This window comes from Pseudomonas ulcerans, assembly GCF_036324125.1.
In the GTDB taxonomy this organism is placed as follows: Bacteria; Pseudomonadota; Gammaproteobacteria; order Pseudomonadales; family Pseudomonadaceae; genus Aquipseudomonas; species Aquipseudomonas ulcerans.
The window spans coordinates 182,797-207,255 of sequence record NZ_JAZDQN010000004.1 but is presented as its reverse complement, the minus strand read 5'-3'; the positions used below and the strand labels follow the sequence as shown (position 1 = coordinate 207,255).

General features: G+C 64.9%; 22 protein-coding genes. 17 read left to right on the top strand and 5 right to left on the bottom strand.

Features of this window, described 5'->3' with window-relative positions; genetic code table 11:
- Positions 1-26: 26 nt before the first annotated feature.
- Together epsC and betT are read left to right on the top strand one after the other, a co-directional pair.
- Positions 27-959 carry a serine O-acetyltransferase EpsC gene (gene epsC, locus V0R59_RS05875; protein WP_330072760.1) on the top strand — a complete coding sequence of 311 codons (933 nt, stop codon included), beginning with the start codon at positions 27-29 and terminating at the stop codon, positions 957-959.
- A 295-nt stretch (positions 960-1,254) separates the two neighbouring features.
- Positions 1,255-3,240: a choline transporter BetT gene (gene betT / locus V0R59_RS05870; RefSeq protein ID WP_330072759.1), complete on the top strand. Its 1,986-nt coding sequence runs from the start codon at positions 1,255-1,257 to the stop codon at positions 3,238-3,240.
- A gap of 111 nt (positions 3,241-3,351) precedes the next feature.
- Here the strand turns inward: betT and V0R59_RS05865 are convergent, their stop codons facing one another.
- Positions 3,352-4,392: a LacI family DNA-binding transcriptional regulator gene (locus tag V0R59_RS05865; protein WP_330072758.1), complete on the bottom strand. Its 1,041-nt coding sequence runs from the start codon at positions 4,390-4,392 to the stop codon at positions 3,352-3,354.
- Positions 4,393-4,707: 315 nt separating this feature from the next.
- Here V0R59_RS05865 and V0R59_RS05860 point away from each other — a divergent pair, with 315 nt between their 5' ends.
- The 14 genes from V0R59_RS05860 (at position 4,708) to V0R59_RS05795 (ending at position 19,960) form a co-directional block, all read left to right on the top strand.
- Complete coding sequence (locus V0R59_RS05860) at positions 4,708-6,858, top strand: TonB-dependent receptor (protein WP_330073014.1); 2,151 nt, start codon at positions 4,708-4,710, stop codon at positions 6,856-6,858.
- A gap of 1 nt (position 6,859) precedes the next feature.
- Positions 6,860-8,191: an LLM class flavin-dependent oxidoreductase gene (locus tag V0R59_RS05855; protein WP_330072757.1), complete on the top strand. Its 1,332-nt coding sequence runs from the start codon at positions 6,860-6,862 to the stop codon at positions 8,189-8,191.
- Positions 8,192-8,201: 10 nt separating this feature from the next.
- Entirely contained in the window at positions 8,202-9,239 is a 1,038-nt protein-coding gene (gene mgrA, locus V0R59_RS05850; RefSeq protein ID WP_330072756.1) for an L-glyceraldehyde 3-phosphate reductase, read from the top strand.
- A gap of 3 nt (positions 9,240-9,242) precedes the next feature.
- Positions 9,243-10,166, top strand: a complete 924-nt coding sequence (locus V0R59_RS05845) for an aliphatic sulfonate ABC transporter substrate-binding protein (protein WP_330072755.1) — start codon at positions 9,243-9,245, stop codon at positions 10,164-10,166.
- Positions 10,167-10,510: 344 nt separating this feature from the next.
- On the top strand, positions 10,511-10,984 hold the full coding sequence (locus V0R59_RS05840) for a YMGG-like glycine zipper-containing protein (RefSeq protein ID WP_330072754.1): 474 nt from the start codon (positions 10,511-10,513) through the stop codon (positions 10,982-10,984).
- Between the two features lie 339 nt (positions 10,985-11,323).
- Entirely contained in the window at positions 11,324-12,406 is a 1,083-nt protein-coding gene (locus tag V0R59_RS05835; protein ID WP_375547332.1) for a methyl-accepting chemotaxis protein, read from the top strand.
- 17 nt (positions 12,407-12,423) lie between these two features.
- On the top strand, positions 12,424-12,789 hold the full coding sequence (locus V0R59_RS05830) for a response regulator (RefSeq protein ID WP_330072752.1): 366 nt from the start codon (positions 12,424-12,426) through the stop codon (positions 12,787-12,789).
- Positions 12,789-13,112, top strand: coding sequence for an STAS domain-containing protein (locus V0R59_RS05825; protein ID WP_330072751.1), 324 nt, complete (start codon positions 12,789-12,791; stop codon positions 13,110-13,112). The genes V0R59_RS05830 and V0R59_RS05825 overlap by 1 nt, the downstream gene beginning before the upstream one ends.
- Before the next feature lie 3 nt (positions 13,113-13,115).
- Complete coding sequence (locus V0R59_RS05820) at positions 13,116-15,149, top strand: chemotaxis protein CheA (RefSeq protein WP_330072750.1); 2,034 nt, start codon at positions 13,116-13,118, stop codon at positions 15,147-15,149.
- Positions 15,140-16,759: a methyl-accepting chemotaxis protein gene (locus tag V0R59_RS05815; RefSeq protein ID WP_330072749.1), complete on the top strand. Its 1,620-nt coding sequence runs from the start codon at positions 15,140-15,142 to the stop codon at positions 16,757-16,759. Before V0R59_RS05820 ends, V0R59_RS05815 begins: the two co-directional genes overlap by 10 nt.
- A gap of 11 nt (positions 16,760-16,770) precedes the next feature.
- The gene (locus tag V0R59_RS05810; protein WP_330072748.1) at positions 16,771-17,274 is read left to right on the top strand and encodes a chemotaxis protein CheW; all 504 of its coding nucleotides are present in this window, start codon (positions 16,771-16,773) and stop codon (positions 17,272-17,274) included.
- Between the two features lie 2 nt (positions 17,275-17,276).
- The gene (locus V0R59_RS05805; RefSeq protein ID WP_330072747.1) at positions 17,277-18,089 is read left to right on the top strand and encodes a CheR family methyltransferase; all 813 of its coding nucleotides are present in this window, start codon (positions 17,277-17,279) and stop codon (positions 18,087-18,089) included.
- Positions 18,086-19,156 (top strand): protein-glutamate methylesterase/protein-glutamine glutaminase, encoded by a 1,071-nt coding sequence (locus V0R59_RS05800; protein ID WP_330072746.1) that lies wholly within the window; start codon positions 18,086-18,088, stop codon positions 19,154-19,156. Before V0R59_RS05805 ends, V0R59_RS05800 begins: the two co-directional genes overlap by 4 nt.
- 147 nt (positions 19,157-19,303) lie before the next feature.
- A complete protein-coding gene (locus V0R59_RS05795) occupies positions 19,304-19,960 on the top strand; it encodes a response regulator transcription factor (RefSeq protein WP_330072745.1) in 657 nt (218 codons plus the stop codon).
- 12 nt (positions 19,961-19,972) lie between these two features.
- Here V0R59_RS05795 and V0R59_RS05790 read toward each other — a convergent pair whose 3' ends face one another.
- The 3 genes from V0R59_RS05790 to hslO all read right to left on the bottom strand — a co-directional run bounded on the left by V0R59_RS05790 (position 19,973) and on the right by hslO (position 23,136).
- Positions 19,973-20,398, bottom strand: coding sequence for an acyl-CoA thioesterase (locus V0R59_RS05790; RefSeq protein ID WP_330072744.1), 426 nt, complete (start codon positions 20,396-20,398; stop codon positions 19,973-19,975).
- Between the two features lie 113 nt (positions 20,399-20,511).
- A complete protein-coding gene (locus tag V0R59_RS05785; RefSeq protein WP_330072743.1) occupies positions 20,512-22,053 on the bottom strand; it encodes a phosphoenolpyruvate carboxykinase in 1,542 nt (513 codons plus the stop codon).
- Between the two features lie 180 nt (positions 22,054-22,233).
- On the bottom strand, positions 22,234-23,136 hold the full coding sequence (gene hslO, locus V0R59_RS05780) for an Hsp33 family molecular chaperone HslO (protein WP_330072742.1): 903 nt from the start codon (positions 23,134-23,136) through the stop codon (positions 22,234-22,236).
- 105 nt (positions 23,137-23,241) lie between these two features.
- Here hslO and V0R59_RS05775 point away from each other — a divergent pair, with 105 nt between their 5' ends.
- Positions 23,242-24,045 carry a phosphatase PAP2 family protein gene (locus V0R59_RS05775; protein ID WP_330072741.1) on the top strand — a complete coding sequence of 268 codons (804 nt, stop codon included), beginning with the start codon at positions 23,242-23,244 and terminating at the stop codon, positions 24,043-24,045.
- On the opposite strand, the gene V0R59_RS05770 is transcribed toward V0R59_RS05775, so the two are convergent.
- The gene (locus V0R59_RS05770; protein ID WP_330072740.1) at positions 24,036-24,434 is read right to left on the bottom strand and encodes an RNA-binding S4 domain-containing protein; all 399 of its coding nucleotides are present in this window, start codon (positions 24,432-24,434) and stop codon (positions 24,036-24,038) included. The two genes, V0R59_RS05775 and V0R59_RS05770, sit on opposite strands and share 10 nt — an antisense overlap.
- Between the last annotated feature and the right edge of the window lie 25 nt (positions 24,435-24,459).

Below are 24,459 nucleotides of genomic sequence, written 5' to 3'. Positions count from 1 at the left end.
CATGCCGCCGAGCAGGAGAAACAACCGTGAGCGACAACGCGCAATCCGGGCATTGGCAACTTCACACCATCGTCGGCCAGCTGCGTGCGGCCCGCGACCAGTGGCGCACCCGCAATGGCCGCAGCAGCGGCGAACAGGGCGGACGCGAGCTGCCGTCGCGCGAGGCCGTGCGGCATATCCTCGAACAGCTGTGTGGCGCGTTGTTCCCGATGCGCCTGGGTCCGGTGGACCTGCGCGAGGAAAGCGAGGATTTCTACGTCGGTCATACCCTCGACTCGGCGCTGACCGCGCTGCTCGCCCAGGCGCGCCTGGAACTGCGCTATGCGGCGCGGCATGACAACCAGGACGCCAGCACCGTCGACGCCACCGCGCTGCGCCTGATCCAGGAGTTCGCCGCGGCCCTGCCGGCCATGCGCGTGCTGCTCGATACCGACGTGCTGGCCGCCTTCCACGGCGATCCGGCGGCCCGCAGCGTCGATGAAGTGCTGCTGTGCTATCCGGGCGTGCTGGCGATCATCCACCATCGCCTGGCCCACCACCTGTACCGTGCCGGGTTGCCGTTGCTGGCGCGGATCAGCTCGGAGCTGGCGCATTCCATCACCGGCATCGATATCCACCCGGGCGCGCAGATCGGCCCGAGCTTCTTCATCGACCACGGTACCGGTGTGGTGATCGGCGAGACCGCGATCATCGGCGAGCGTGTGCGCATCTACCAGCACGTCACCCTGGGCGCCAAGCGCTTCCCCGAGGACGAGTGCGGCAAGTTGCAGAAGGGCCATCCGCGGCACCCGATCGTCGAGGACGATGTGGTGATCTATGCCGGCGCGACCATTCTCGGGCGCATCACCATCGGCAAGGGTTCGACCATCGGCGGCAACGTGTGGCTGACGCGCAATGTGCCGGCGGACAGCAATATCACCCAGGCCAACCTGCAGTCGGATGAGGGGGCGCAGAAGTAGTACAACTCGCGCACCGTTCACCAGAATCCTGTGGGAGCGGGTTCACCCGCGATGACGATAGTGACGCCACTATTGCAATCGCGGGTGAACCCGCTCCCACAGGATAGCGAAAGATCCACCCACGATTTCCCAGTCCAGTAGTCAGCTATAGGTCGCCTCGATCCCCGATCCATGTTTAACTTGAACGCTTGTTCAAATTAAAACGCTGGTCCGCTGCCGGTGTTCAACAGGAGGATCTGCCTTTGCTGAACCCGTTCAACCCCACCGCTCTCCCGTCTTGCGGGGTGCTTCTGCCATGAATGCCCCGTCGAAGATCCGCATGAATCCCCCGGTGTTCTACTTCGCCGCCAGTTTCATCCTGCTGTTCGCCCTGACCGTCATCGCCAACCCCCAGGCCGCTGGCGAGTGGCTGCTGGCCGCGCAGAACTGGGCGGCGCATACCGTCGGCTGGTACTACATGCTGGCCATGACCCTGTACCTGGTGTTCGTGGTGGTCACCGCGCTGTCCGGCTACGGCAAGATCAAGCTCGGCGCCGACCATGACGAGCCCGAGTTCAGCTACCTGTCCTGGGCCGGCATGCTGTTCGCCGCCGGGATCAGCATCACCCTGTTCTTCTTCTGCGTCTCCGAGCCCCTGACCCACCTGATGCAGCCGCCCCAGGGCGAAGCCGGCACGGTGGAGGCCGGGCGCCAGGCGATGCAGGTGCTGTTCCTGCACTGGGGCCTGCACGGTTGGGGCGTATTCGCCTTCGTCGGCATGGCCCTGGCCTATTTCGCCTACCGCCACAACCTGCCGCTGGCCCTGCGCTCGGCGCTGTACCCGCTGATCGGCAAGCGCATCAACGGGCCGATCGGCTACGCGGTGGATGGCTTCGGCATCATCGCCACGGTGTTCGGCCTCGGCGCTGACATGGGCTTCGGCGTGCTGCACCTCAATTCCGGCCTGGACTACCTGTTCGGCATCGCCCACACCCAATGGGTGCAGGTGGCGCTGATCGCCCTGATGATGGGCGCGGCGGTGTTGGTGGCCGTGGCCGGGGTGGAGAAGGGCGTGCGAGTGATGTCCGACGTCAACCTGTTCCTCGCCTGCGCGCTGCTGCTCTTCGTGCTGTTTGCAGGGCCCACCCAGCACCTGTTCAACACACTGATCCAGAACCTCGGCGACTACCTCGCGGTGTTGCCGCGCAAGAGCTTCGACGTCTACGCCTACGACGGCGCCAACGACTGGCTGGGCAACTGGACGGTGTTCTATTGGGCCTGGTGGATCGCCTGGGCGCCGTTCGTGGGGTTGTTCATTGCTCGGATTTCCCGTGGCCGGACCATTCGCGAATTCGTCTTCGGCGTGCTGCTGATCCCGCTGGGCTTCACCCTGGCGTGGATGTCGATCTTCGGCAACAGCGCCCTGACCCAGGTGCTCGACCACGGCATGACCGCCCTGGCCGATTCGGCAGTGAACAACCCGTCGATGACCCTCTACCTGCTGCTGGAAACCTATCCGTGGAGCAAGACGGTGATCGCCATCACCGTGTTCATCAGCTTTGTCTTCTTCGTCACCTCGGCCGACTCCGGCACTGTGGTGCTCTCGACCCTTTCGGCCAAGGGCGGCGGCACCGACGAGGACGGCCCGAACTGGCTGCGGGTGTTCTGGGGCGTGATGACCGCGCTGGTCACCAGCGGGCTGCTGTTCGCCGGCAGCATCGATTCGTTGAAATCGGCGGTGGTGCTCACCTCGCTGCCGTTCTCGGTGATCCTGCTGGCGATGATGTGGGGCCTGCACAAGGCGTTCTACCTGGAGTCGCAACGGCGTATCGCGCAGATGCACTCGCTGTCGCCCTCCGCTGGTTCGCGACGTGGCAAGAACGGCTGGCGCCAGCGCCTGAGCCAGGCGGTGCATTTCCCGTCGCGGGACGAGGTATATCGCTTCATGGAAGACGTGGTGCGCCCGGCGATTGCCGAGGTCACCGAGGTGTATGCGGAAAAGGGCCTGAGCGTCATCACCCAGGAAGACCCGAGCCACGACAACGTCAGCCTGAAGATCGGCCATGGCGAGGAGCAGCCATTCCTCTACCAGGTGCAGATGCGCGGCTACTTCACCCCGTCCTTCGCCCTCGCCGGGCTGGGCACCCAGGAACTGAAGAACCGCCGCTACTACCGCGCCGAGGTGCACCTGGCCGAAGGCAGCCAGGACTATGACCTGATGGGCTACAGCAAGGAGCAGGTGATCAACGACATCCTCGACCAGTACGAGCGGCATTTGCAGTATCTGCATCTGGTGCGGTGATTTGCCAGGTTCAGCGCGATCCTTGTGGGAGCGGGTTCACCCGCGATGACGACGGTGGGTTCAACACCGTAATCGCGGGTGAACCCGCTCCCACAAGGTCCAAGCACCTTCTCAAGCGCTCTCCCGGCCGATCACCTGACACTCCAGCAGATTCAGGTGATCTGCCTCTCCTTCTATCACCCCCAGCTTCTGCAGCACCCGCGTGGCCGCCAGCACCCCCATCTGCAACGCCGGCGGTTTCACCGTGGTCAGCCCCGGCATCAGCATCGCGGCGAACGGATAATCGCCAAAGCCCATCACCGCGCAGTCCTCGGGAATTCTGAAGCCCGCTCGTTGCCCCGCCAGCAAGGCCCCCGCCGCCAGGTTGTCGTTGGCGAAGATGATCGCTTCCGGCCGCTGCTCGGAGGCCATCAGCGCCAGCATCGCCTGCTTGCCTGCTTCGAACGGCGCCAGGTCCGTCTCGGGTGCGAACACCTGCGGCTCGCCCCCTAGCTCCTTCAGCGTTTCGATATACCCATCACGCCGCTCCAGCGCACTGAAGTCCCCCGCCGCGCTGTTCTGCACGAAGGCAATCTTCCGGTAGCCCTTGCCGTGCAGGTGGCGCGTGGCAATTACGCCGACTTCATGGTGGGAAAACCCGATCTGGATCGGCGCCCGCTCTGGCCGGTAGTCCCAGGTTTCCACCAGCGGGATATCCGCCTCGGCCAGCATCTTTTCCGTGGCCGGGCTGTGGAAGTGGCTGGTCAGCACCAGCGCTGCCGGCGACCAGCCGAGAAACGCCCGCACCGCGCTTTCTTCCTGCTCGCTGGAGAAATAGCTGGAGGCCAGCAGCAACTGGTAGCCATGGCGGGTGAGGGTGTCGCTGAAGCCCTGGATGGTGTCGGCGAAGATCGGCCCGGAGATGTTGGGGATGACCATGGCCACGATCCGCCCCCGCGCAGACGCCAGTCCCCCGGCTACCAGGTTTGGCACGTAGCCCAGTTCGGCGACCACTTCGGCGATGCGTTCGCGCCGCTCGGGCGAGACCGATTCCGGCTGGTTGAAGTAGCGCGACACGGTAATCGCCGATACCCCGGCTGCCCGCGCCACCGCCAGCAAGGTGACCCGGCCGGCGCCACGGCGCTTGCGCGGCGGGCTTTTTTCATCGCTCACGAGGCATGTCCTTAAAAACCTAAAGGCATATAAAAGTAATTTTTCAGTATTGGACGATCTATTCAGCGCCCGATGATACTGGCGATGTTAGCGCTAACAAAATGGTTTGTCTGCTACTCGCACGAGCGAATGCCCAAGGACCCTGCGCTGACGTTTCATCAGGCGCCGCGGTCAGCGATCGCGGTGGACAGGGCATTCTTCGAGTAGCGAACCATGTACAGCCGTGCCGCGTTTTCCTCCGCAATTTCTCCCTTGGCCCAGGCCATTCGTCGTCAGCGCCTCAGCCTCGGCGTGCTCGCGCTGAGCACCTTGCCAATGGCGCCGGTGATGGCCGCCGAGACCGCGCCTGGCGCGCAAGGCGATAGCCCGACCCTCAAGGCCGTCACCGTTACCGCAACCCGTCGCGAAGCCTCGCTGCAGCAGGTGCCGGTCGCCGTTTCGGTGGTGGATGGCGAACAGCTGGAGCGGGAAAACCGCAACAGCGTGGCGAGCATCGTGCAACAGGTGCCGAGCCTGAATTTCCGCACCGGCGCCTCGAACAAGGACACCTCGCTGTTCATTCGCGGCGTGGGCACCATTTCCACCTCGCCGGGCGTCGAGCCAACCGTGGCGACGGTGATCGACGGCGTGGTCTTCGGCCGTCCGGGCCAGTCGACCCTGGACCTGTTGGATATCGAACGCCTGGAAGTGCTGCGTGGCCCGCAGGGCACCCTGTTCGGCAAGAACGCCTCGGCCGGTGTACTGAACATCACCACCCGCGCGCCCACTGAAGAGACCCACGGCTTCGTCGAGCAGTCGTACTACAGCGGCAATGAGAGCCGTACCCGCTTTGGCATCGGCGGCGCGCTGATCCCGGATACCCTCAAGGGCTCGATCAGCACCCTCTTCGGCAGCTATGACGGCAACGTCGACAACAAGGCCAATGGCCAGGAGGTCAACGGCTACAACCGCAAGGGCGTGCGCGGCAAGCTGGTGTTCACCCCCAGCGACGACCTCAGCCTGACCCTCGCCGCCGACTACCTGAAATCCCGCGATGACGCGCCCAACGGCGTGGTGGCCAAGTCCCTGCTGCCGGCCTTCTCCAATGCCCTGGCGCCGGTGCGTGCCGACAGCGACAACCGCGATATCGTCAGCGACTACCGCAGCCATGTCGACGACACCAACAAAGGCCTGTCGGCCCAGCTCGACTGGAATCTCGGCGATTACACCCTGACCTCGATCACCGCCTGGCGCGGCTGGGACAACACCCAGTGGCAGGACGGCGACCGCCTGGCGACCATCAGCGCTGCCTTTCCCGGCATCGAGGACAAGGGCGAGCTGGAATACAACCAGTACTCCCAGGAACTGCGCCTGGCTTCGCCGAAAGGTCAGTTCGTCGAATACGTCGGCGGCCTGTTCTACATGCACGGCAAGGACGAGGAAACCTACCGTCGCACCCTGCGCACCACCACCGTGACCCAGCAGGGCACCGCCGACTACAGCACCACCAACGACAGCTACGCGGTATTCGGCGAAAGCACCCTCAACTTCACCGAGCATTTGCGTGGCATCGCCGGTCTGCGCTGGACCCATGACGACCTCGAATACGACCACCGCCGCGTGTCCACCTCGACGGTAGCGGTCAACGGCATCCAGCCGGGCACCAGCAGTTCCGGCTCCGTGGATGAAGACGGCTGGTCCGGGCGCCTGGGCGTGCAGTACGACCTGACCGACGACATCACCAGCTACCTGACCTACTCCCGCGGCTACAAGGGCCCGGCCTACAACGTGTTCTTCAACATGCAGCCGCGCGACACCGACGCGCTCAAGCCGGAAACCTCCAACAGCTGGGAGGCCGGGCTCAAGGCGAGCCTGTGGAACAACCGCCTGACCAGCAACCTGGCGGTGTTCCACACCGAGTACGACAACTACCAGGCCAACTTCTTCGACAGCGTCGCCGGCCAGGTGGTGACCCGCCTGATCAACGCCGGCTCGGTGAAGAGCGAAGGCGTCGAACTGGACTTCGCCTTGCAGGCGACTTCGCAACTGAAATTCTCCGGCGCACTGGCCTACACCAAGGCGCGTATCGACGAATTCGCCTGCCCGGCGGGCGCCGCGGCGTCGTGCAACGTCAATGGCAAACCGCTGCCGTACAGCCCGGATTGGAAGAGTTACGTGCGCGCCGACTACAGCATCCCGCTGGATAACGGCCTGGATATCGAACTGGGCACGGACTTCAGCTGGCAGAGCAAAGTGCAGTACGACATTTCCCAGAACGCCGACACGATCCAGGGCGCCTACGGCATATGGAATGCCAGCGTCGCCCTGGCCGACTACAACGAAGGCTGGCGCGTGGCGTTGCTGGCCAAAAACCTTGCGGACAAATCCTACTCACCCCTGCTGGCCACCGGCGGCAACTACGTCTACCGCGCTGTTCCGCGCGATGACGAACGTTACTTCGGCATCCAGCTGCGCAAGGACTTCTGACATGAGCAAAACCCCACGGCAAATGAGTCTCGGCGCTTTCTTGATGGCTACCGGGCATCACGTAGCGGCCTGGCGTCACCCCGATGTTCCGGCCAATGCCGGACTGGATATCCAGCATTACAAGCAGCTCGCTCGGATTGCCGAGAACGCCTGTTTCGACGCGTTGTTCGTCGCCGACAGCGTGGCCGCTGCGGACGGGCCAATTGCCAGCATGATGGCCCGTTCCGACCATTTCGAGCCCCTCACCCTGCTTTCGGCGCTCAGCGCCGTCACGGAGCGCATCGGTTTGGTGGCCACAGCTACTACAACGTACAACGATCCATACCATGTGGCACGGAAATTTGCTTCGCTGGATCATCTGTCAGGAGGGCGGGCAGGGTGGAACCTGGTAACGTCCGATGCAGCCGCCGAAGCGCTGAATTTTGGCCTCGAAGCTCACGTAGGCCACGCAGAACGCTATATTCGTGCCCGCGAGTTTCATCAAGTGGTCACCGGCCTGTGGGATAGCTGGGCCGACGATGCCTTCATTCGAGACAAGAAAACCGGTACGTACTACAAGCCTGATTCAGTACGATTGCTCAATCATGAGGGCGAACACTTCAAGGTGCGCGGTCCTTTGAATGTAGCCCGCACCCCGCAAGGCCGCCCGGTGGTGGTCCAGGCCGGTTCTTCGCCGGCCGGGCTTGACCTGGCGGCGCGCACTGCCGACGTGGTGTTCACCGCGCAGACGTCGCTGGCATCGGCCCAGGTGTTCTATGCCGATCTCAAGGGGCGGCTGGCGGACCACGGGCGTGATCGCGACTCGCTGAAGATCATGCCGGGGGTGTTCGTGGTGACGGGGACAAGCCAGGCCGAGGCCGAGGATAAGTTCGCGGCCTTCCAGGAACTGGTGGAGCCTCAGGTGGGGATCGCCCTGCTCGGGCGGATGCTCGGCAATTTCGATCTGTCGGGTTATCCACAGGATGGTCCCTTGCCCGCGCTGCCCCTCACCGACAGCGGCCAGCGCAGTCGCCAGCAATTGCTCAGCGAACTGGCCGAGCGGGAAAACCTCAACCTTGCCCAGCTTGGTCGGCGCATCGCCGGCGGGCGCGGCCATCACAGCCTGATCGGCACGCCACGGCAGATCGCCGACCAGTTGCAGGAATGGTTCGAGAACGACGCCGCCGATGGTTTCAACGTCCTGGTGCCGCACCTGCCGGGTGGCCTGGGAGACGTCGCGCAATGGGTGGTGCCGGAGTTGCAGCGGCGCGGTCTGTTCCGCAGCCGCTATGAAGGCCGCACCCTGCGTGAACACTTGGGCCTGAGCCGGCCGAACAACCCCTATTTCTCCTGAGGAAAGCGCCATGAGCTACATCGCCGCGGAAAACCGCTACAACGCCATGCCATACCGCCGGGTCGGCCGCAGCGGGCTGGTGCTGCCGGCCCTGTCCCTGGGCCTGTGGCACAACTTCGGCGACAGCACGCCGCTGGACAACCAGCGTGCGTTGCTGCGCACCGCCTTCGACCTGGGCATCAACCATTTCGACCTGGCCAACAACTATGGCCCGCCCTATGGCAGCGCCGAGATCAACTTCGGGCGCCTGCTGCGCGAGGACTTCAAGGGCTATCGCGACGAACTGATCATCTCCAGCAAGGCCGGCTGGGACATGTGGCCCGGGCCTTACGGGCAGGGCGGCGGTTCGCGCAAGTACATCCTCGCCAGCCTCGACCAGAGCCTGGCGCGGCTGGGGTTGGACTATGTGGATATCTTCTATTCACACCGCTTCGACCCGGATACCCCGCTGGAGGAAACCGCCGGCGCGCTGGCCACGGCGGTGCAGCAGGGCAAGGCGCTGTATATCGGGATCTCGTCCTATTCCGGGAGCAAGACCCGGGAAATCGCCCGGCTCTTGCAGGAATGGAAGGTGCCGCTGCTGATCCATCAACCGGCCTACAACCTGCTCAATCGCTGGGTGGAAAAGGACCTGCTGGACGTCACCGACGAGCTGGGTGCCGGCGTCATCGCCTTCACCCCGCTGGCACAGGGGCTGCTGACCGACAAATACCTTAACGGCGTGCCCGGCGATGCCCGGGTCAACAAGCCGGGCGGTGGTTCGCTGCTGCCGTCGCACCTGTCCGAGGCCAACCTGGCGCATGTCCGCGCCCTTGATGAAATCGCCAGGGCGCGCGGACAAAGCCTGGCGCAACTGGCGCTGGCCTGGACCCTGCGTGATCCACGGGTCACCTCGGCGCTGATCGGTGCCAGTCGACCGGAGCAGATCGTCGAGAACGTCGGCGCCTTGAGCAATCTCGCCTTCAGTCCGGAGGAACTGGCGCTGATCGACCGGCATGCGGTGGAAGGCGGTATCAACCTCTGGGAAAAGCCCTCGCTGGCGGAGTGACGCATGAAGCTATTGGCAATGTTCGTCGCCGGCCTGGGCCTGCTGGGCCTGGCGACGCTGGCGCAGGCCGAGCCACAGGCGTTGCGCATCGGCTACCAGAAGGGCTCCATCGCCCTGGTACTGGCGAAGGAGCACGGGCTGCTGGAAAAGCGCTTCCCCGAGACCCGCGTGCAGTGGATCGAATTCCCTGCCGGACCGCAGATGCTCGAAGCGCTGAACATCGGCAGCCTGGATGTCGGCTCCACCGGTGATATCCCGCCGCTGTTCGCCCAGGCGGCGGGGGCCGACCTGGTGTACATCGGTGCCGAGCCGGCCAAGCCGTCGGCGGAAGTGATCCTGGTGCGCAATGACAGCGGGTTGCAGCAGGTGGCTGACCTGAAAGGTCGCAAGGTCGCGCTGCAGAAGGGTTCCAGTTCGCACAACCTGGTATTGCGTGCGCTGAACAAGGCAGGGCTGTCGTTCCTTGACATCCAGCCGGTCTACCTGAGCCCGGCGGATGCCCGCGCGGCCTTCGAGCATGGCAGCGTGGATGCCTGGGCGGTGTGGGATCCGTACGTTTCGCTGGCGCTGAGCGAGGGTCACAGCCGCAAGCTGGCCGATGGTGAAGGGCTGGGGCTGTCCGGGCCGGTATACACCGCGCGGCGGGCCTATGCGGCGGAGAATGGCGAGTTTATCCACAGCCTGCTGGCTGAACTGACCGCCGCCGAACAACTTACCCACAGCGAGCGTGAAGCCAGCCTGAAGGTATTGAGTGCTTCCATGGGGCTGCCGGAAGCGGTCGTGGCCAGCTATGTGGATAACCGCCCGCCATCGCCGGTGCTGCCGATCACCGAGGCGGTGATCCAGGCGCAGCAGGCGACGGCGGATCTGTTCTTCGAGAACCGGTTGTTGCCCAGGCGCCTGGAGGTGCGCAAGGCATTGCCTTAGTCTCTCCAGACTCAACTAATCCTGTGCCTGGCATGATCCTGCAGGAGCGGTTTACCCGCGATTGCGATAATGAATTCACCAGTGCCATCGCGGGTAAACCCGCTCCCACAAGTTCCCGCTGAATCAATGAGAGCCAACCCGGTAGCACAAACAAAAAAGGCCCTGACATTACCGTCAGGGCCTTGATCCGCAAGTAACCTAAGACCGCCAAAATCACGATAAGTTTCACAGCTAAATCAATAGCTTAGAAATATGTGCTGCACTCGTGCTACTCGTCGGATTTCCGTTGTCAGCCTCATGCGCGGGACGCAGGATCGGCCCCGTCATCCCTTTGAGGCTCTCGTATGAAGTACTCCTCGATTCTTCTGTTGTCCCTCAGCCTGCTCAGTGGCGTTGCCAGCGCGGGCGGCACCACCGAAGCCGGTATTGGCGGCGCATTGGGTGGGGTATTGGGCTCGGTGGTCGGCCAGTCGATCGGTGGCAGCACCGGCTCGGCGATCGGCGCCGGCCTCGGTGGTGCGGCCGGTAGTGCCGTCGGTGCCGACAAACGCAGCCGCGGCGAAGCGGCCATCGGTGGTGCATTGGGCGCCGCCGGCGGCAATGTGGTGGGCCGCAGCATGGGCGGCAACACCGGCAGCCTGATCGGCGCCGCCGCCGGTGGTGGCGCGGGTGGTGCGCTGGGCAACTACATGGGCAACAAGGCCGACGACGACGATCGTCGCTACCGCGATCGCGGTCGTGGCTACGACCGCCGCTATGTCCATGACCGCGGTCATCACTACGGCCATCGCAAGCACAAGCGTCACTGGCGCGACTGATCGATCGCCCCGCATTCCGTTCTCCCGGAGGACGGAATGCGGGAAAGCCCCCACATTCCCTGTAACCAATTGCTTATCAAGCTAAACGCCATCACACCTTTGGCTTAAGCCATACACCTATGTATCCCGCCTTCTCCTAAGCCAGCCCGGAATCCACCGGTGCGCGGCGCCTAAAGCGTTTCAGTCGACAATCCTGTCGGTGTGGTCAGCGCAGTCCCGTATTGTTTTGCCGAGTCACTTTTATGACTGCCCGGTCGGCTTAAGGGGCGTCCCGATTTTGACGTCAAATCACTATCGCTACCATGCGAAGCCTTCAGAGAAGGACGGTGGGCGTAAGGGATGCGAATGCACGTGGGTATCGGGATAGGGATTGTTCTGTGCGTCGCCGCGATGCTGTCCGGCCTGGCCTGGCTGAATGTCGCCGGGCTGCTGCTGATCGCTGCCGCCGCGCTGTTCCTGGCGCCACGCAAGGCTGTCTTGCCGGTGACACAGTCGGTCGACGACCACCTCCCGGAACCCCAGCCCCACGCCCTTGAACAACTGTTGCCAGCGGTCGTGCCGTCCTGGACCGACAGCCTGCAGCAAAGCCGCCGTCTGCTCGCCGACAACATCGGCGGCCTGCTCGACCGCTTCACCGATATCAGCCAGCGTCTCCAGGCCAGTCTCGACCAGAGCGAAGACGTGCTCACCAGCGGCGGCCTCGGCGAAAACCTGCGCCAGGCTAACCAGCGCCTGCAAGGCGTGACCGAAGCCTTCGCCGCCGGCAGCCGTCGCCAGCAGGAATTCCTCGCCACCATCGGCCACCTCGGCGGCTACACCGGCGAGCTGCAGCAGATGGCCCGCCACGTCCAGGAAATCGCCAGCCAGACCAACCTGCTGGCCCTCAACGCGGCCATCGAGGCCGCTCGCGCCGGTGAGTTCGGCCGCGGTTTCGCGGTGGTCGCCGATGAGGTGCGCAAGCTCTCCCGGCTGTCGGCGGAAACCGGCCAGTCGATGGACAGCAAGGTCGGCGAGATCAACCAGGCGATCCAGTCCAGCATCGAAGCCGCCAACGAGCTCGGCAGCGAGGAACAGCAGAACCTCGCGCGCCTGGAGCAGGTGCTTGCCGAGGTCATCAGCGGCCTGGGCAACAACCTCGACGCCCTCGACGCCGCCTCACGCAATCTCCAGGACAACGCCCGCTCGACCCAGGGCGATATCCACGCGGTGATGGTCGCCCTGCAGTTCCAGGACCGCGCCGACCAGATGCTCGATCACCTGCAGACCGACCTGCAGCAACTCCAGGAAGCCATCGAACGCCGCGACCAGCGCCTGCACGATGCCCAGGCCTGGCTCGCCCGCCTGCGCGAGCGCTTCACCACCAGCGAGGAGCGCGTCGGCCACAGCCAGGCTGCGACCGCCAGCGACGTGACCTTTTTCTAACTGCCGAGTGCCCTGACATGGCCAAGACCATCCTGATCGTCGACGACTCCGCCTCCATGCGCCAACTGGTGAAAATCAGCCTCAACGGTACCGGTCACCAGGTCATCGAGGCCTGCGACGGCCGCGATGCGCTGAGCAAGCTCACCGGACAGAAGATCAACCTGATCATCAGCGACGTGAACATGCCCAACCTCGACGGCATCGGCCTGGTCAAGGCGGTGAAGGCCAAGCCCGAGTACCGCTTCACCCCGATCATGATGCTCACCACCGAAAGCGAGCAGGCCAAGAAAGCCGAAGGCCAGGCCGCCGGGGCCAAGGCCTGGATCGTCAAGCCGTTCCAGCCGCAGCAACTGCTGGCGGCGGTCGAAAAGCTGATCGGCTGATGGCCACCGTCACGCTGCATCCCGCCAGCGATTCGCAGCCCGCGCGCCTGGACGTGCGTGGCGACCTGACCATCTACGAAGCCAGCGACACCCGCCAGGCCCTGCTCGCCCTGTTGGCGCAGGACCCGGGCCCCTGGGCCCTGGACCTCGGCGGCCTGGACGAACTCGACAGTGCCGGCGTGCAACTGCTGCTGTCGCTGCAAAAGACCCTGGCGCAGGGCGCGCATGTCATCGACCTGTCCACGCAGGGTCGCGCGCTGGTGGAACTGCTGCGCCTCGAATCCCTGTACCCGGTCGGTGCCCACGGCACCGGCGAGGAATAAGCGATGTTCGATAGCGATCAGTGGACGCAACTGCTGGAAGGCTTCCTGGAAGAGGCCCGTGACCTGCTCAAGGAAGCCGAGGACAACCTGCTGCGCCTGGAGCAGGCCAGCGACGATGCCGAGGCGATCAACGCGCTGTTCCGCGCCGTGCACACCCTCAAGGGCTCGGCGGGGATCTTCTCCCTGGAGCCGCTGGTGGCCCTGGCCCATCAACTGGAAAACCAGCTGATGGGCGTGCGTGACGGCCAGCGCCAGCTGACCCCGGCGCTGGTGTCGCTGATGTTGCAGTGCATGGACGAACTCAACGGCATGGTCGAGAGCATCGACCCGCAGCACGGCACCCTGGCACCGCACACACCGCGCCAGAGTGAACTGCTCCTGGCCCTCGGCGGCAGCGTGGCCGACAGCGGTGAAGTGGTAGCGGAGGTGGCCGAGGCGGCGGGCGAGATCAAGGAGTGGTTCCTGTCGATCCGCTTCGACGCCGAACTGCTGCGCAACGGCTTCGAACCCAGCAGCTTCCTGCGCTACCTGGACCGCCTTGGCCGTATCGAGTCGTTGCAGACCCTGACCTGGGCGGTGCCGGACCTCCACGGTCTCGACGCCGAAGCCTGCTACCTCGGCTACGAACTGACCCTGCTCAGCGTCGCCAGCCGCGAGGAATTGCTCGACGTCTTCGCCCTGGCCGAAGACTTCTGCACCCTGCGCCTGCAGGCGCGGGAGGAAGAGGACAACGCGCAGCCGGTCGCCGAAGCCCGCGAAACGCAAACGTTGGCGCCGGCTGCGCACGCCCCCGTTCCGGCTGCCAGCACCGAGCCGCGCAGCCCCCAGGGCAGCAGCATGGTCAAGGTCGCCGCGCACAAGCTCGACGAGTTGATCAACCTGGTGGGCGAGCTGGTGATCAGCACCGCCGGGGCCCATATGCAGTCGCTGCGCAGCGGCTCGACGGCGTGCATCGAAAGCGTCCAGGCGGTGCAGCAGCATGTCGAGCAGATCCGCGAGCGCGCCTTGAAGCTGCGCATGGTGGAGATCGGCGAGACCTTCAACCGCTTCCACCGCGTGGTGCGCGACGTCAGCCAGGCGCTGGGCAAGCAGATCCAGCTGACCCTCTCCGGTAGCGAAACCGAACTGGACAAGACCCTGATCGACCGCATCGCCGACCCGCTGGTGCACCTGGTGCGCAACGCCATCGACCACGGCATCGAGCCGGCGGACGAGCGCCGCGCCGCCGGCAAGCCTGCCCAGGGCAGCCTGCGCCTGAACGCCTTCCATGACTCGGGGATGATCGTCCTCGAAGTCAGCGACGACGGCCGCGGGCTGAATACCGCGCGCATCCGCGAGAAGGCCGTCGCGCGCGGCATGCTCGATGCTGACGCCCAGCTCAGCGACCAGGACATCCACCTGCTGATCTTCGAGCCCGGCTTCTCCACCGCCGAGGCGGTGTCCAACCTGTCCGGCCGCGGTGTCGGCATGGACGTGGTGCGCAGTGCCATCGACGAGCTGCGCGGGATCATCGAGATCGACTCGCAGCCAGGCGTTGGCTGCACCTTCCGCGTCCGTCTGCCGCTGACCCTGGCGATCATCGACGGCTTCCTCGTCAGCGTCGGCGGCGATCACTTCGTGATCCCGCTGGACATGGTCACCGAATGCATGGAAGAGCGCGCCGATGCCCTCGACGCCGGCGGCCACCTGAACCTGCGCGGCAAGCCGCTGCCCAGCGTCGACCTGGGCCGGCACTTCGGCCTGCGCGGCGATCCCCGCGCCCGTCGCAACATCGTCGTGGTCAGCCAGGGCCGGCAGCAGGCCGGGCTGATCGTCGAGCAGTTGCTGGGCGAACTGCAGACCGTGATCAAACCGCTGGGGCAGATGTTCCAGCACCTCTCGGGCATCAGCGGCTCGACCATCCTCGGCTCCGGCCAGGTGGCGCTGATCCTCGATATCCCCAGCCTGTTCCGCCAATTGCAGCAACGTGCCGAGAGCGAACCGCGCCTCGCCGCCACCAGCATGCCCAGCCTTTCCGGAGAGTCACCATGCAAATGATCAGCAACATGAAGATAGGCGTGCGCCTGACCCTGGGCTTCCTGCTGGTGGTCGCGCTGACCGCCATCATCGGCTTCATCGGCATCCGCAACCTGAACCAGGTCAACGACCTGTCCGACCGCATGTACGACATGGACGTGGTCGGCCTGAGCACCCTGCAGGAAGCCAATATCCAGTTGCTGATGGCCAACCGCGCGGTGCGTCGCAGCCTGATGGCGACCACCATCGAGGACCGCGACGAATCCGCTCGCGTGGCCCGTACCGCGATGGACAAGACCCGCGAGCTGGTGACCGGCGCCAAGGAGTTCTTCCTCACGGCCGACGGCAAGGCCCAGGTCACGGCCATCGAGGCGCCGCTGCAGGAGTACATCGCCGCAGCCAACCTGATGCTCAATACCCACCAACAGTCCGGCGAGCTGCAGAGCATGAGCGCCGCCCTGGAACTGATGCCGCGCAATACCGCCGCCGCCAACGAAGTCGACCGCCTGCTCGGCGAGGCCAGCGATGCCAAGCAGAAGCGTGCCGGTGAAGCCAATGCGTCGATCACCGAGATCGCCGAGAACTCGCGCTTCCAGATGATCATCCTGGTGGTGGTGGCGACCCTGCTGGGCATGCTGGTCGGCGTGCTGGTCACCCGCAGCATCACCCGTCCGCTGGCGGGTGCGGTGCTGGCTGCCGACCGCATGGCCGCGGGCGACCTGAGCCAGGACCTGGTGGTCGACCGCAAGGACGAGACCGGCCGCCTGCTGGGCGCCATGCAGAACATGACCGAGCGCCTGCGCAGCATCCTCGGCGACGTGCGCAGCTCCGCCGACGCGCTGTCGTCGGCCTCCGAGCAGGTCAGCTCGACCTCGCAGTCGTTGAGCCAGGCGGCCAACGAACAGGCGGCCAGCGTCGAGCAGACCAGCGCCTCGGTGGAAGAAATGTCCGCCTCCATCGCGCAGAACACCGAAAGCGCCAAGATCACCGACGGCATCGCCGGCAAGGCCGCCAACGACGCGGTGCAGGGCGGTAGCGCGGTGGGCGACACGGTGCTGGCGATGAAACAGATCGCCGACAAGATCGGCATCATCGACGACATCGCCTACCAGACCAACCTGCTGGCCCTCAACGCCGCCATCGAGGCCGCTCGCGCCGGCGACCATGGCAAGGGCTTCGCGGTGGTCGCCGCCGAGGTGCGCAAGCTTGCCGAGCGCAGCCAGGTGGCGGCCCAGGAGATCGGCCAGGTGGCCTCCAGCAGCGTGCAGCTGGCCGAGTCGGCCGGCAAGCTGCTGGGCGAGATCGTGCCGAATATCCAGCGCACCTCAGACCTGGTCCAGGAGATCACTGCTGCTTCGCAGGAGCAGAGCAGCGCCGCCGGGCAGATCAACATCGCCATGGGCCAGATGAACCAGATCACCCAGCAGAACGCCTCGGCGTCCGAGGAACTGGCGGCCACCGCCGAGGAAATGAACGCCCAGGCGAGCCAGCTTCAGGAACTGATCGGCTATTTCCGTTTCGAACAGGGCAGTGTCGCCGTGCGCAGCCCGCGCGGCGACAGCCTGCCGGCACCGGTACGTCCGGGGCCGAAGGCGCTGATCGATGAAGGCCAGTTCGTCAGCTTCACTTGAGCGAGGTGCCCATGAGCCAGCCGCAACGAATCGAGGCACAAGCCGACGCCATCCAGCACCTGAGCTTTCGCGTGCGTGAGGCGGGCTACGCGCTGCCCATCGAACTGGTCCGCGAGATCATCGAGTACGCCGAGGTCACCCGGGTGCCGATGATGCCCGCCTACATCCACGGCGTGATCAACCTGCGCGGCAACGTGGTGCCGGTCCTCGACCTGGCCGCGCGCTTCGGCCTGAGCCTGACCGCGCCGGGCAACCGCACCTGCATTGTCATCATCGAGCTGGCGCTGGGCGATGGTCTGCAGCGCATCGGCCTGGTGGTGGACGAGGTGGACGAAGTGCTGGAGATCGACCCGCGGCAAATCATGCCGGCGCCGGCCTTCGGCACGGCGATCCGCTCCGACTTCATCGCCGGCATGGCCCAGCAGGGCCAGGAGTTCCTGATCATCCTCAACATGCTGCAAGTGCTGTCGCTGGACGATATCCGTCACCTCAGCCAGGCGGCAAAGGCCCACTGAACATGTCCGCGATGCCCTCGTTGCCCGTCCTCGGCGAGCAGAACTTCCGCGAGCTGCAGCGACTGATGCAGGATGCCTCCGGCATCCACCTGTCGAGCAACAAGCGCTCGCTGGTGGCCGGGCGCTTGCTCAAGCGCCTGCGCCACCACCAGCTGGACAGCTACGACGACTACATCAATTGCCTGGCGTACCCGCAGTACGCCCGCGAGCGACGCCTGGTGGTCGACCTGCTGACCACCAACGAAACCTACTTCTTCCGCGAGTACGCCCACTTCGAATACCTCGGCCAGTGGCTGAGCAAGCGCGGCGGGCCGCTGCGCCTGTGGAGCGCGGCCTGCTCGTCCGGCGAGGAGCCCTACAGCCTGGCCATGACCGCCGCCGAGTTCGCCCGTGGCAACGAGTGGTCGATCCTCGCCAGCGACCTCAGCCAGAGCATGCTGGAGCTCGCCGAGCTGGGTATCTACGACATGGCCCAGGCGCGCTATTTCCCCGAGGGCTGGCTGCACCGCCATTGCCTGTGCGGGGTCGAGGACATGCAGGGGCGCATGCGTGTGCAGGGCTGGTTGCGCAACAAGGTGCAACTGCGCGAGATCAACGTGATCCAGCCGATGCCGGAAAGCCTCGGCCAGTTCGACGTGATCTTCCTGCGCAACCTGCTGATCTATTTCGACACGGCGCAGAAGCAGCGCATCGTGCGTAACCTGGTGGAGCGCCTGCGCCCCGGCGGGCTGCTGTTCATCGGCCATGCCGAAAGCATCCACGGTTTCAACCTGCCGCTGCGGCCGGTGCGACCCTCGGTGTTCGAACGCCTATGATCGAGCGTTCCACTCCGATCCGCGTGTTCATCGTCGACGACTCCGCCCTGGTCCGCCAGGTGCTGGGGCAGTACCTCGGCAACCACCCCGGGATCCAGGTGGTCGGCATGGCCGCCGACCCGCTCTACGCCATCGACAAGATGCGCCGTGACTGGCCTGACGTGCTGGTCCTCGACGTCGAGATGCCGCGCATGGATGGCCTGACCTTCCTGCGCCAGATCATGGCCGAGCGACCGACGCCGACCATCATCTGCTCGACCCTCACCGAGGCCGGCAACGACCTCAATGTCGAAGCCCTGGCCGCCGGTGCGGTCGGTGTGTTCACCAAGGCCAAGCTGGGTCTGAAGCAGAGCCTGGAGGGCATTGCCGGCGACCTGGTGCGCTGCATCGAGGACGCCGCGAAAACCCGGCCGGTGGCTCGCCATGCCCTGCCGTCGGGCGGGGAAAAAAAAGACCTGCCGGCCACCCCGGCGCTGCGCAAAACCACCGACCGAATCGTTACACTTGGCTGCTCGACCGGCGGTACCCAGGCACTGGAATTCGTCTTGCGGCAATTGCCGCCCGACTGCCCCGGCCTGGTCATCGTTCAACACATGCCGGAGAAGTTCACCGCCGATTTCGCGCGCCGCCTCAACGGCCTGTGCCAGATCGAAGTGCGCGAGGCCAGGCACCTGGATCGCGTGCACACCGGGCTCGCCTTGCTGGCGCCCGGTGGCCTGCACATGCAGCTCAAGCGCAGCGGTGCCCACTACCTGGTCGAAGTGCTCGACGGCCCCGCCGTCAACCGACACAAGCCTTCGGTCGATGTCCTGTTCCGTTCCGCCGCCCGCCATGCCGGCAGCAATGCCCTGGGCATCATCATGACCGGCATGGGCGACGACGGAGCCCGTGGCCTGCTGGCCATGCGCGAACAGGGTGCCAGCACCGTGGCCCAGGACGAGGCCAGCTGCGTGGTGTTCGGCATGCCCAAGGAAGCCATTCGCCTCGGCGCGGCCCAGACCATCGAGCCGCTGAGTCGCCTGCCGGCATTGATCAACCAGTTCTGCGTCAGCGCCCGTAATGGCTGAGCATTTCCAGGTCAGACCACCCCCATCGACGCCCTGTTCGCGACACCGCTGAGCGGTGCACGAGACGCAGGCTTTTCCATCGCAAGGGAGCAACACCGCGCAGCGAAGATCCGTTCACCCAAATTCATGCGACACGGGCACACACCTATGCTTTGCCGATTACTGATTGCCGACGATTCGCCCCTGTTCCGCGCAGGGCTGCGAGCGTTGCTCGAACAAAAACAAGAATATGCCGTGGTCGGTGAGGCGGGCGATACGGTGACCACCGTAGAGCTGGCCGAGACGCTGAAACCGGACATCATCGTGCTGGACATCGCCCTCGGGACGCTGACCGGCGAGGAACTGCTGCGCGAGCTATACCTGCGGGTGCCGGCGTGCACGGTGCTGATGCTGTCGTCGCGCTCGGAGCTGGAGTTCGTCATGCACTGCCTGCAGCAGGGCGCCCATGGCTTCCTGCTCAAGAGCGCGACGGTGCAGGAGCTGGAGCTGGCCTTGCAGTCGCTGCGCGGTGGCGGCCAGTACCTGTCGTCGGCGGTGTTGCCGCTGGTGATCGGCCAGGCGGTGAAGCAGAACCGCCGGCGTCCGCAAGTCAGCGCGGCGATGCAACTGACCGCGCGGCAGATGGAGATCCTGCGCCTGATCGCCCGCGGCGAGTCCACCCGCTCCATCGCCGACGGCCTGGGCCTGAGCGTGAAGACCGTCGAGGCGCACCGCTCGCAGATCATGCACCGCCTGCAGATTCACGATGTGCCGGGGCTGGTGCTGTTTGCGGTGCGCGAAGGGATCATCCGGCTGAACGACTGATCCGCCGGGGATTCAGTTCAGCGCCTGCAGGGCCGTTTCCAGCGTCGCGGGGAAGGCCGCGGGCTTGCCGGTCTGGCGCTCGATGAACACCTGCACCACCCGGCCCAGCGCATGAAGTTCCTTGCCGCTCTGGTCGAACAGGGCCACCTGGTATTCCACGGTGCTGCCGGCGAAACGCTCGACCCGGATACCTACCTGCAACAGGTCGGTGAAGCCCGCCGAGGCGTAGAAGTCGCAGGAGGAACTGACCACGAAACCCACCACTGCACCTTCCTGCGGATCGACTTCGCCGTGGGTGGCGAGGTAGGTCTGGATCGCGGTATCGAAGAAGCCGTACACCGCGGCGCTGGAGATCTGGCCGTTGATATCGGCGTCCTGCCAGCGGGTGGAGATGTATTCCGCGTGGGGGAAGTCTTCGATCTGCAGGTTTTCGGACATCGTTGTTCTCCCTGAAATGGAAAGGGTCGCGCTCCCACGGGGCGCGCGCCGAACTGCAAAAACGAAAAAGCCCCGGCTCTCGCGAGTCGGGGCTTCTTCATGCCGGGATCAGCTTACAGCTGCGGACCGGCAGCCTTGATCGCGTCGGAAACTTCGAACTTCTTGAAGTTTTCGATGAACAGCGAGGCCAGGCCTTTCGCTGCTTCGTCGTAGGCAGCCTTGTCGGCCCAGGTGGTGCGCGGGTTCAGCAGCTCGGTATCGACGCCCGGAACGGCCTTCGGCACGTCCAGGTTGATGATGTCCAGGTGCTCGGTCTCGGCACCGATCAGCGCGCCGCTCTGGATCGCTGCGATCACCGCACGGGTGGTCGGGATGCTGAAGCGCTTGCCGACGCCGTAGCCACCGCCAGTCCAGCCGGTGTTGACCAGGTAGACCTTGGAGCCGAAGCCCTTGATGCGCTTGATCAGCAGTTCGGCGTACTCGCCGGCCGGACGCGGGAAGAACGGTGCGCCGAAGCAGGTGGAGAAGGTCGACTTGATGCCGCCGCCCGAACCCATCTCGGTGGAACCGACCAGTGCGGTGTAGCCGGACAGGAAGTGGTAGGCCGCCTGCTCGTTGTTCAGGATCGACACTGGCGGCAGCACGCCGGTCAGGTCGCAGGTCAGGAAGATGACCGCGTTGGGCTCGCCGCCCAGGTTCTTCTCGGAGCGCTTCTCGACGTGCTCCAGCGGGTACGCGGCACGGCTGTTCTGGGTCAGGCTGCCATCGGCGTAGTCGGCGTGCTTGGCGTCGTCGAGGACGACGTTTTCCAGGACCGCGCCGTGCTTGATGGCTTTCCAGATGACCGGCTCGTTCTTCTCGGACAGGTCGATGCACTTGGCGTAGCAGCCGCCTTCGATGTTGAAGACAACGCCTTCGCCCCAGCCGTGCTCGTCGTCACCGATCAGGTAACGGCTTTCGTCGGCCGACAGGGTGGTCTTGCCGGTGCCGGACAGACCGAAGAACAGGGTCACGTCGCCTTCTTCGCCGATGTTGGCGGCGCAGTGCATCGGCAGCACGTCGGCAGCCGGCAGCAGGAAGTTCTGCACCGAGAACATGGCTTTCTTCATCTCGCCGGCGTAGCGCATGCCAGCGATCAGGACTTTCTTCTGGGCGAAGTTGAGGATGACGCAGCCGTCGGAGTTGGTGCCGTCACGCTCTGGCACGCACTCGAAGTTGGCGACGTTCAGTACTTGCCACTCTTCGCGGCCAGCCGGGTTGTACTGGGCCGGGTTGATGAACAGGCAACGGCCGAACAGGTTCTGCCAGGCGGTCTGGGTGGTCATCTTGACGGCCAGGTAGTGCTCTTCTGCAGCACCTACGTGGACGTGGGAAACGAAGTGTTCCTGGGCGTTGTTGAACGCCTCGACACGGGCCCACAGGGCATCGAACTTGTCGGCGGGGAACTTGCGGTTGATCGGGCCCCAGGCGATGGCGTCCTGGGTGCTCGGCTCTTCGACGATGAAACGGTCAACCGGCGAACGACCGGTGCGGTGACCGGTTTTCACGACCAGCGCGCCAGTGTCGGCAAGCTCGCCTTCACCGCGTTTCAGTGCTTCTTTTACCAGCTCGTCGACGCTCAGATCGGTGAACACGGCGTTGTTGGCTTGCGTCATGAGATACCCCATCCGGCCCGGTGGCCGAGTGCTCCAAACGATTTGTAGTAGATCTTTACGAGTTACTACAGCGAAAAAAGTGGCCGGATTATGCCAGAAACGCCCAAAAAAAGTAGGGCCCTCCTGTCAGAACTGCGTCTTAAGCGCATTCGACAGGAGAATCTCCTGAGCGGAAACGTTTCAGTGACGAGTATCTGACGGCGCGTCCACACCACCGCCAGCGAACAGCTGCTCCACATCGGCTGCATCGAAGCGATAGCGCTCGTTGCAGAACTGGCAATCGATCTCGATCCGGCCGCCATGTTCGGCCACCAGCTCACGCGCATCGTCCAGGCCCAGGCTGACCAGGGCACTGCCGGAACGCTCCCGCGAACAACTGCAACGGAACTGCAGCGGCTGGATGTCGAACAGGCGCACGGCGTCCTCGTGGTAGAGGCGGTGCAGCAGGGTTTCGTTGTCCAGGCCAAGCTGCTCCTCGCGGCTGAGGGTGCCGGCGAGGGTGGCGACGTGGGCCCAGCTTTCGGCGCGCTCGTCGGCGTCCGGCTGGCGGTCGACCGGCAGTTGCTGCAGGAGCATGCCACGGGCGCGGCCGCCGTCGGCGCTGAGCCAGAAACGGGTGCCCAGCTGCTCGGACATGACGAAGTAGTTGGTGAAGGATTCGGCCAGGTCGGCTCCGTCCAGTTCGACGATGCCCTGGTAGCGCTGGCCCTGGCGTGGGTCGATGGTCAGCGCCAGCATGCCGTTGGGCATCAGTTCGCGCAGGCCGGCGTCGGCGCTCAGCGCCTCGCCGTCATAGCGGGCGATGCCGCGGATCTCGCGCTCGCTGGAGCACTCGACCATCAGCAGCGGCACCGGGCCATCGGAGCGCGCCTGGAGAATCAGCAGGCCATCGAACTTGAGGGTGCCGACCAGCAACGCGGCGGCGGCCATCAGTTCGCCCAGCAGTTGCGCGACCGGCTGCGGGTAGGGGTGCTTTTCCAGCACGCGGGCATAGCTGCTTTCGAGGCAGACGAGTTCGCCGCGTACGTCGCGCTCGTCAAAGATGAAACGTTGGGTGAAGTCGGTGTCCGGCAAGTCGCTCATGGGGTTCCGCTGTTCGCAATTGTGACAAAATAATTACAGGGCCCTTGGGGCCCTGTGGCAGAGCGCCCTGAAGGCGCTCGCATCGTTTATCTGGAGAGGTATCTTATGGACAATCGACCCCTGTTCCAAGCCAGGTGGTCATGGGGCCCGTTGGCAGCCTGTACCTTGCTGCCCATTGCTCTACTGTGTTTCTGGTTATGGCCTTTTGGCCAGATCCTGTGCCTGACTTTCGACGAGTGGCTGTTCCACACCCTCAATGCGCCGCTGGCCGACAACACCGCCTGGCGCTATATCTGGACCCTCGGCAGCCTGCGTCCTTTTGACATCGTCGTCGGCCTGATCCTGCTGGCCCTGCTGATCCGCGGCAACTGGGTATTCAAGGCTCACCAGGTACGCGAGGCCTTCTTCGGCTTCTTCGTCACGCTGATCCTCTTAGTGGTGATTCGCGCGCTGTTTTCCAAGTGGGTCGATGCCGCAGGCTGGCAACACGAGAGCCCGTCCGCCGTATTCAGCGACGCCATTCGCCTCAGTCACTTCTATCCACATCTGGAATCCGCCTGGGAACTGAAGGACCGTTCCACCAAGAGCTTCCCCGGTGACCACGCCTCGGTGCTGCTGATCTGGGCGCTGTTCATGACCCTGTTCACCCGTGGCTTCTGGCAGAACCTGGTGGTCTGGGCGCTCGCCTTCCTGTTCATGCTGCCGCGCCTGGTGGCTGGGGCCCACTGGGGCCAGGACGATTACATCGGCGGCTTGCTGATGGCGATCCTGGCGCTCGGCTGGAGTTGCTACACGCCCCTGGCGGCCAGGGGGAGCGCCGCATTGCTGCGCTGGACCGCGCCGCTGTTCTCGCTTGTGGCCCGGCTGCCGCTGGTTGGCCGGATGAGCGTGGTTCGCGCTCAGTCGTAGTTGCCCTGGAACTGATGGATCTGCCGACGCTGCTTCTTGGTCGGCCGACCATCGGTGGTCACGCCCAGGGCGCCGGCCTTGCGCAGTTCCGCCGCCTGTTCACGGCGGCGGATACTCTCTTCGGTTTCCTCGTACAGGGTCTGCGCCTCCGGTGCGCCACGGCGCACGATGGACAGCGCCTTGACCACCACGGTGCGCTCGTCGAACCCGGTGCGCAGGACGAACTCGTCACCGACGCGGGGCTCCTTGCCCGGCTTGCAGCGTTCGCCGCGACAATGCACCTTGCCGCTCTCGATGGCGGCCTTGGCCAGGGCGCGGCTCTTGTAGAAACGTGCGGCCCAGAGCCACTTGTCCAGACGCACCTTGTCGTCGTCCTGCTCGTATGCCATCGCACTGCTCCGATGATTTGCGGTC

Coding starts and splice junctions, on each gene's coding strand:
- betT (WP_330072759.1), top strand. CDS start 1,255: ATGAATGCCCCGTCGAAGATCCGCATGAATCCCCCGGTGTTCTACTTC.
- V0R59_RS05860 (WP_330073014.1), top strand. CDS start 4,708: ATGGCGCCGGTGATGGCCGCCGAGACCGCGCCTGGCGCGCAAGGCGAT.
- V0R59_RS05855 (WP_330072757.1), top strand. CDS start 6,860: ATGAGCAAAACCCCACGGCAAATGAGTCTCGGCGCTTTCTTGATGGCT.
- mgrA (WP_330072756.1), top strand. CDS start 8,202: ATGAGCTACATCGCCGCGGAAAACCGCTACAACGCCATGCCATACCGC.
- V0R59_RS05845 (WP_330072755.1), top strand. CDS start 9,243: ATGAAGCTATTGGCAATGTTCGTCGCCGGCCTGGGCCTGCTGGGCCTG.
- V0R59_RS05840 (WP_330072754.1), top strand. CDS start 10,511: ATGAAGTACTCCTCGATTCTTCTGTTGTCCCTCAGCCTGCTCAGTGGC.
- V0R59_RS05835 (WP_375547332.1), top strand. CDS start 11,324: ATGCGAATGCACGTGGGTATCGGGATAGGGATTGTTCTGTGCGTCGCC.
- V0R59_RS05830 (WP_330072752.1), top strand. CDS start 12,424: ATGGCCAAGACCATCCTGATCGTCGACGACTCCGCCTCCATGCGCCAA.
- V0R59_RS05825 (WP_330072751.1), top strand. CDS start 12,789: ATGGCCACCGTCACGCTGCATCCCGCCAGCGATTCGCAGCCCGCGCGC.
- V0R59_RS05820 (WP_330072750.1), top strand. CDS start 13,116: ATGTTCGATAGCGATCAGTGGACGCAACTGCTGGAAGGCTTCCTGGAA.
- V0R59_RS05815 (WP_330072749.1), top strand. CDS start 15,140: ATGCAAATGATCAGCAACATGAAGATAGGCGTGCGCCTGACCCTGGGC.
- V0R59_RS05810 (WP_330072748.1), top strand. CDS start 16,771: ATGAGCCAGCCGCAACGAATCGAGGCACAAGCCGACGCCATCCAGCAC.
- V0R59_RS05805 (WP_330072747.1), top strand. CDS start 17,277: ATGTCCGCGATGCCCTCGTTGCCCGTCCTCGGCGAGCAGAACTTCCGC.
- V0R59_RS05800 (WP_330072746.1), top strand. CDS start 18,086: ATGATCGAGCGTTCCACTCCGATCCGCGTGTTCATCGTCGACGACTCC.
- V0R59_RS05795 (WP_330072745.1), top strand. CDS start 19,304: ATGCTTTGCCGATTACTGATTGCCGACGATTCGCCCCTGTTCCGCGCA.
- V0R59_RS05790 (WP_330072744.1), bottom strand. CDS start 20,398: ATGTCCGAAAACCTGCAGATCGAAGACTTCCCCCACGCGGAATACATC.
- V0R59_RS05785 (WP_330072743.1), bottom strand. CDS start 22,053: ATGACGCAAGCCAACAACGCCGTGTTCACCGATCTGAGCGTCGACGAG.
- hslO (WP_330072742.1), bottom strand. CDS start 23,136: ATGAGCGACTTGCCGGACACCGACTTCACCCAACGTTTCATCTTTGAC.
- V0R59_RS05775 (WP_330072741.1), top strand. CDS start 23,242: ATGGACAATCGACCCCTGTTCCAAGCCAGGTGGTCATGGGGCCCGTTG.
- V0R59_RS05770 (WP_330072740.1), bottom strand. CDS start 24,434: ATGGCATACGAGCAGGACGACGACAAGGTGCGTCTGGACAAGTGGCTC.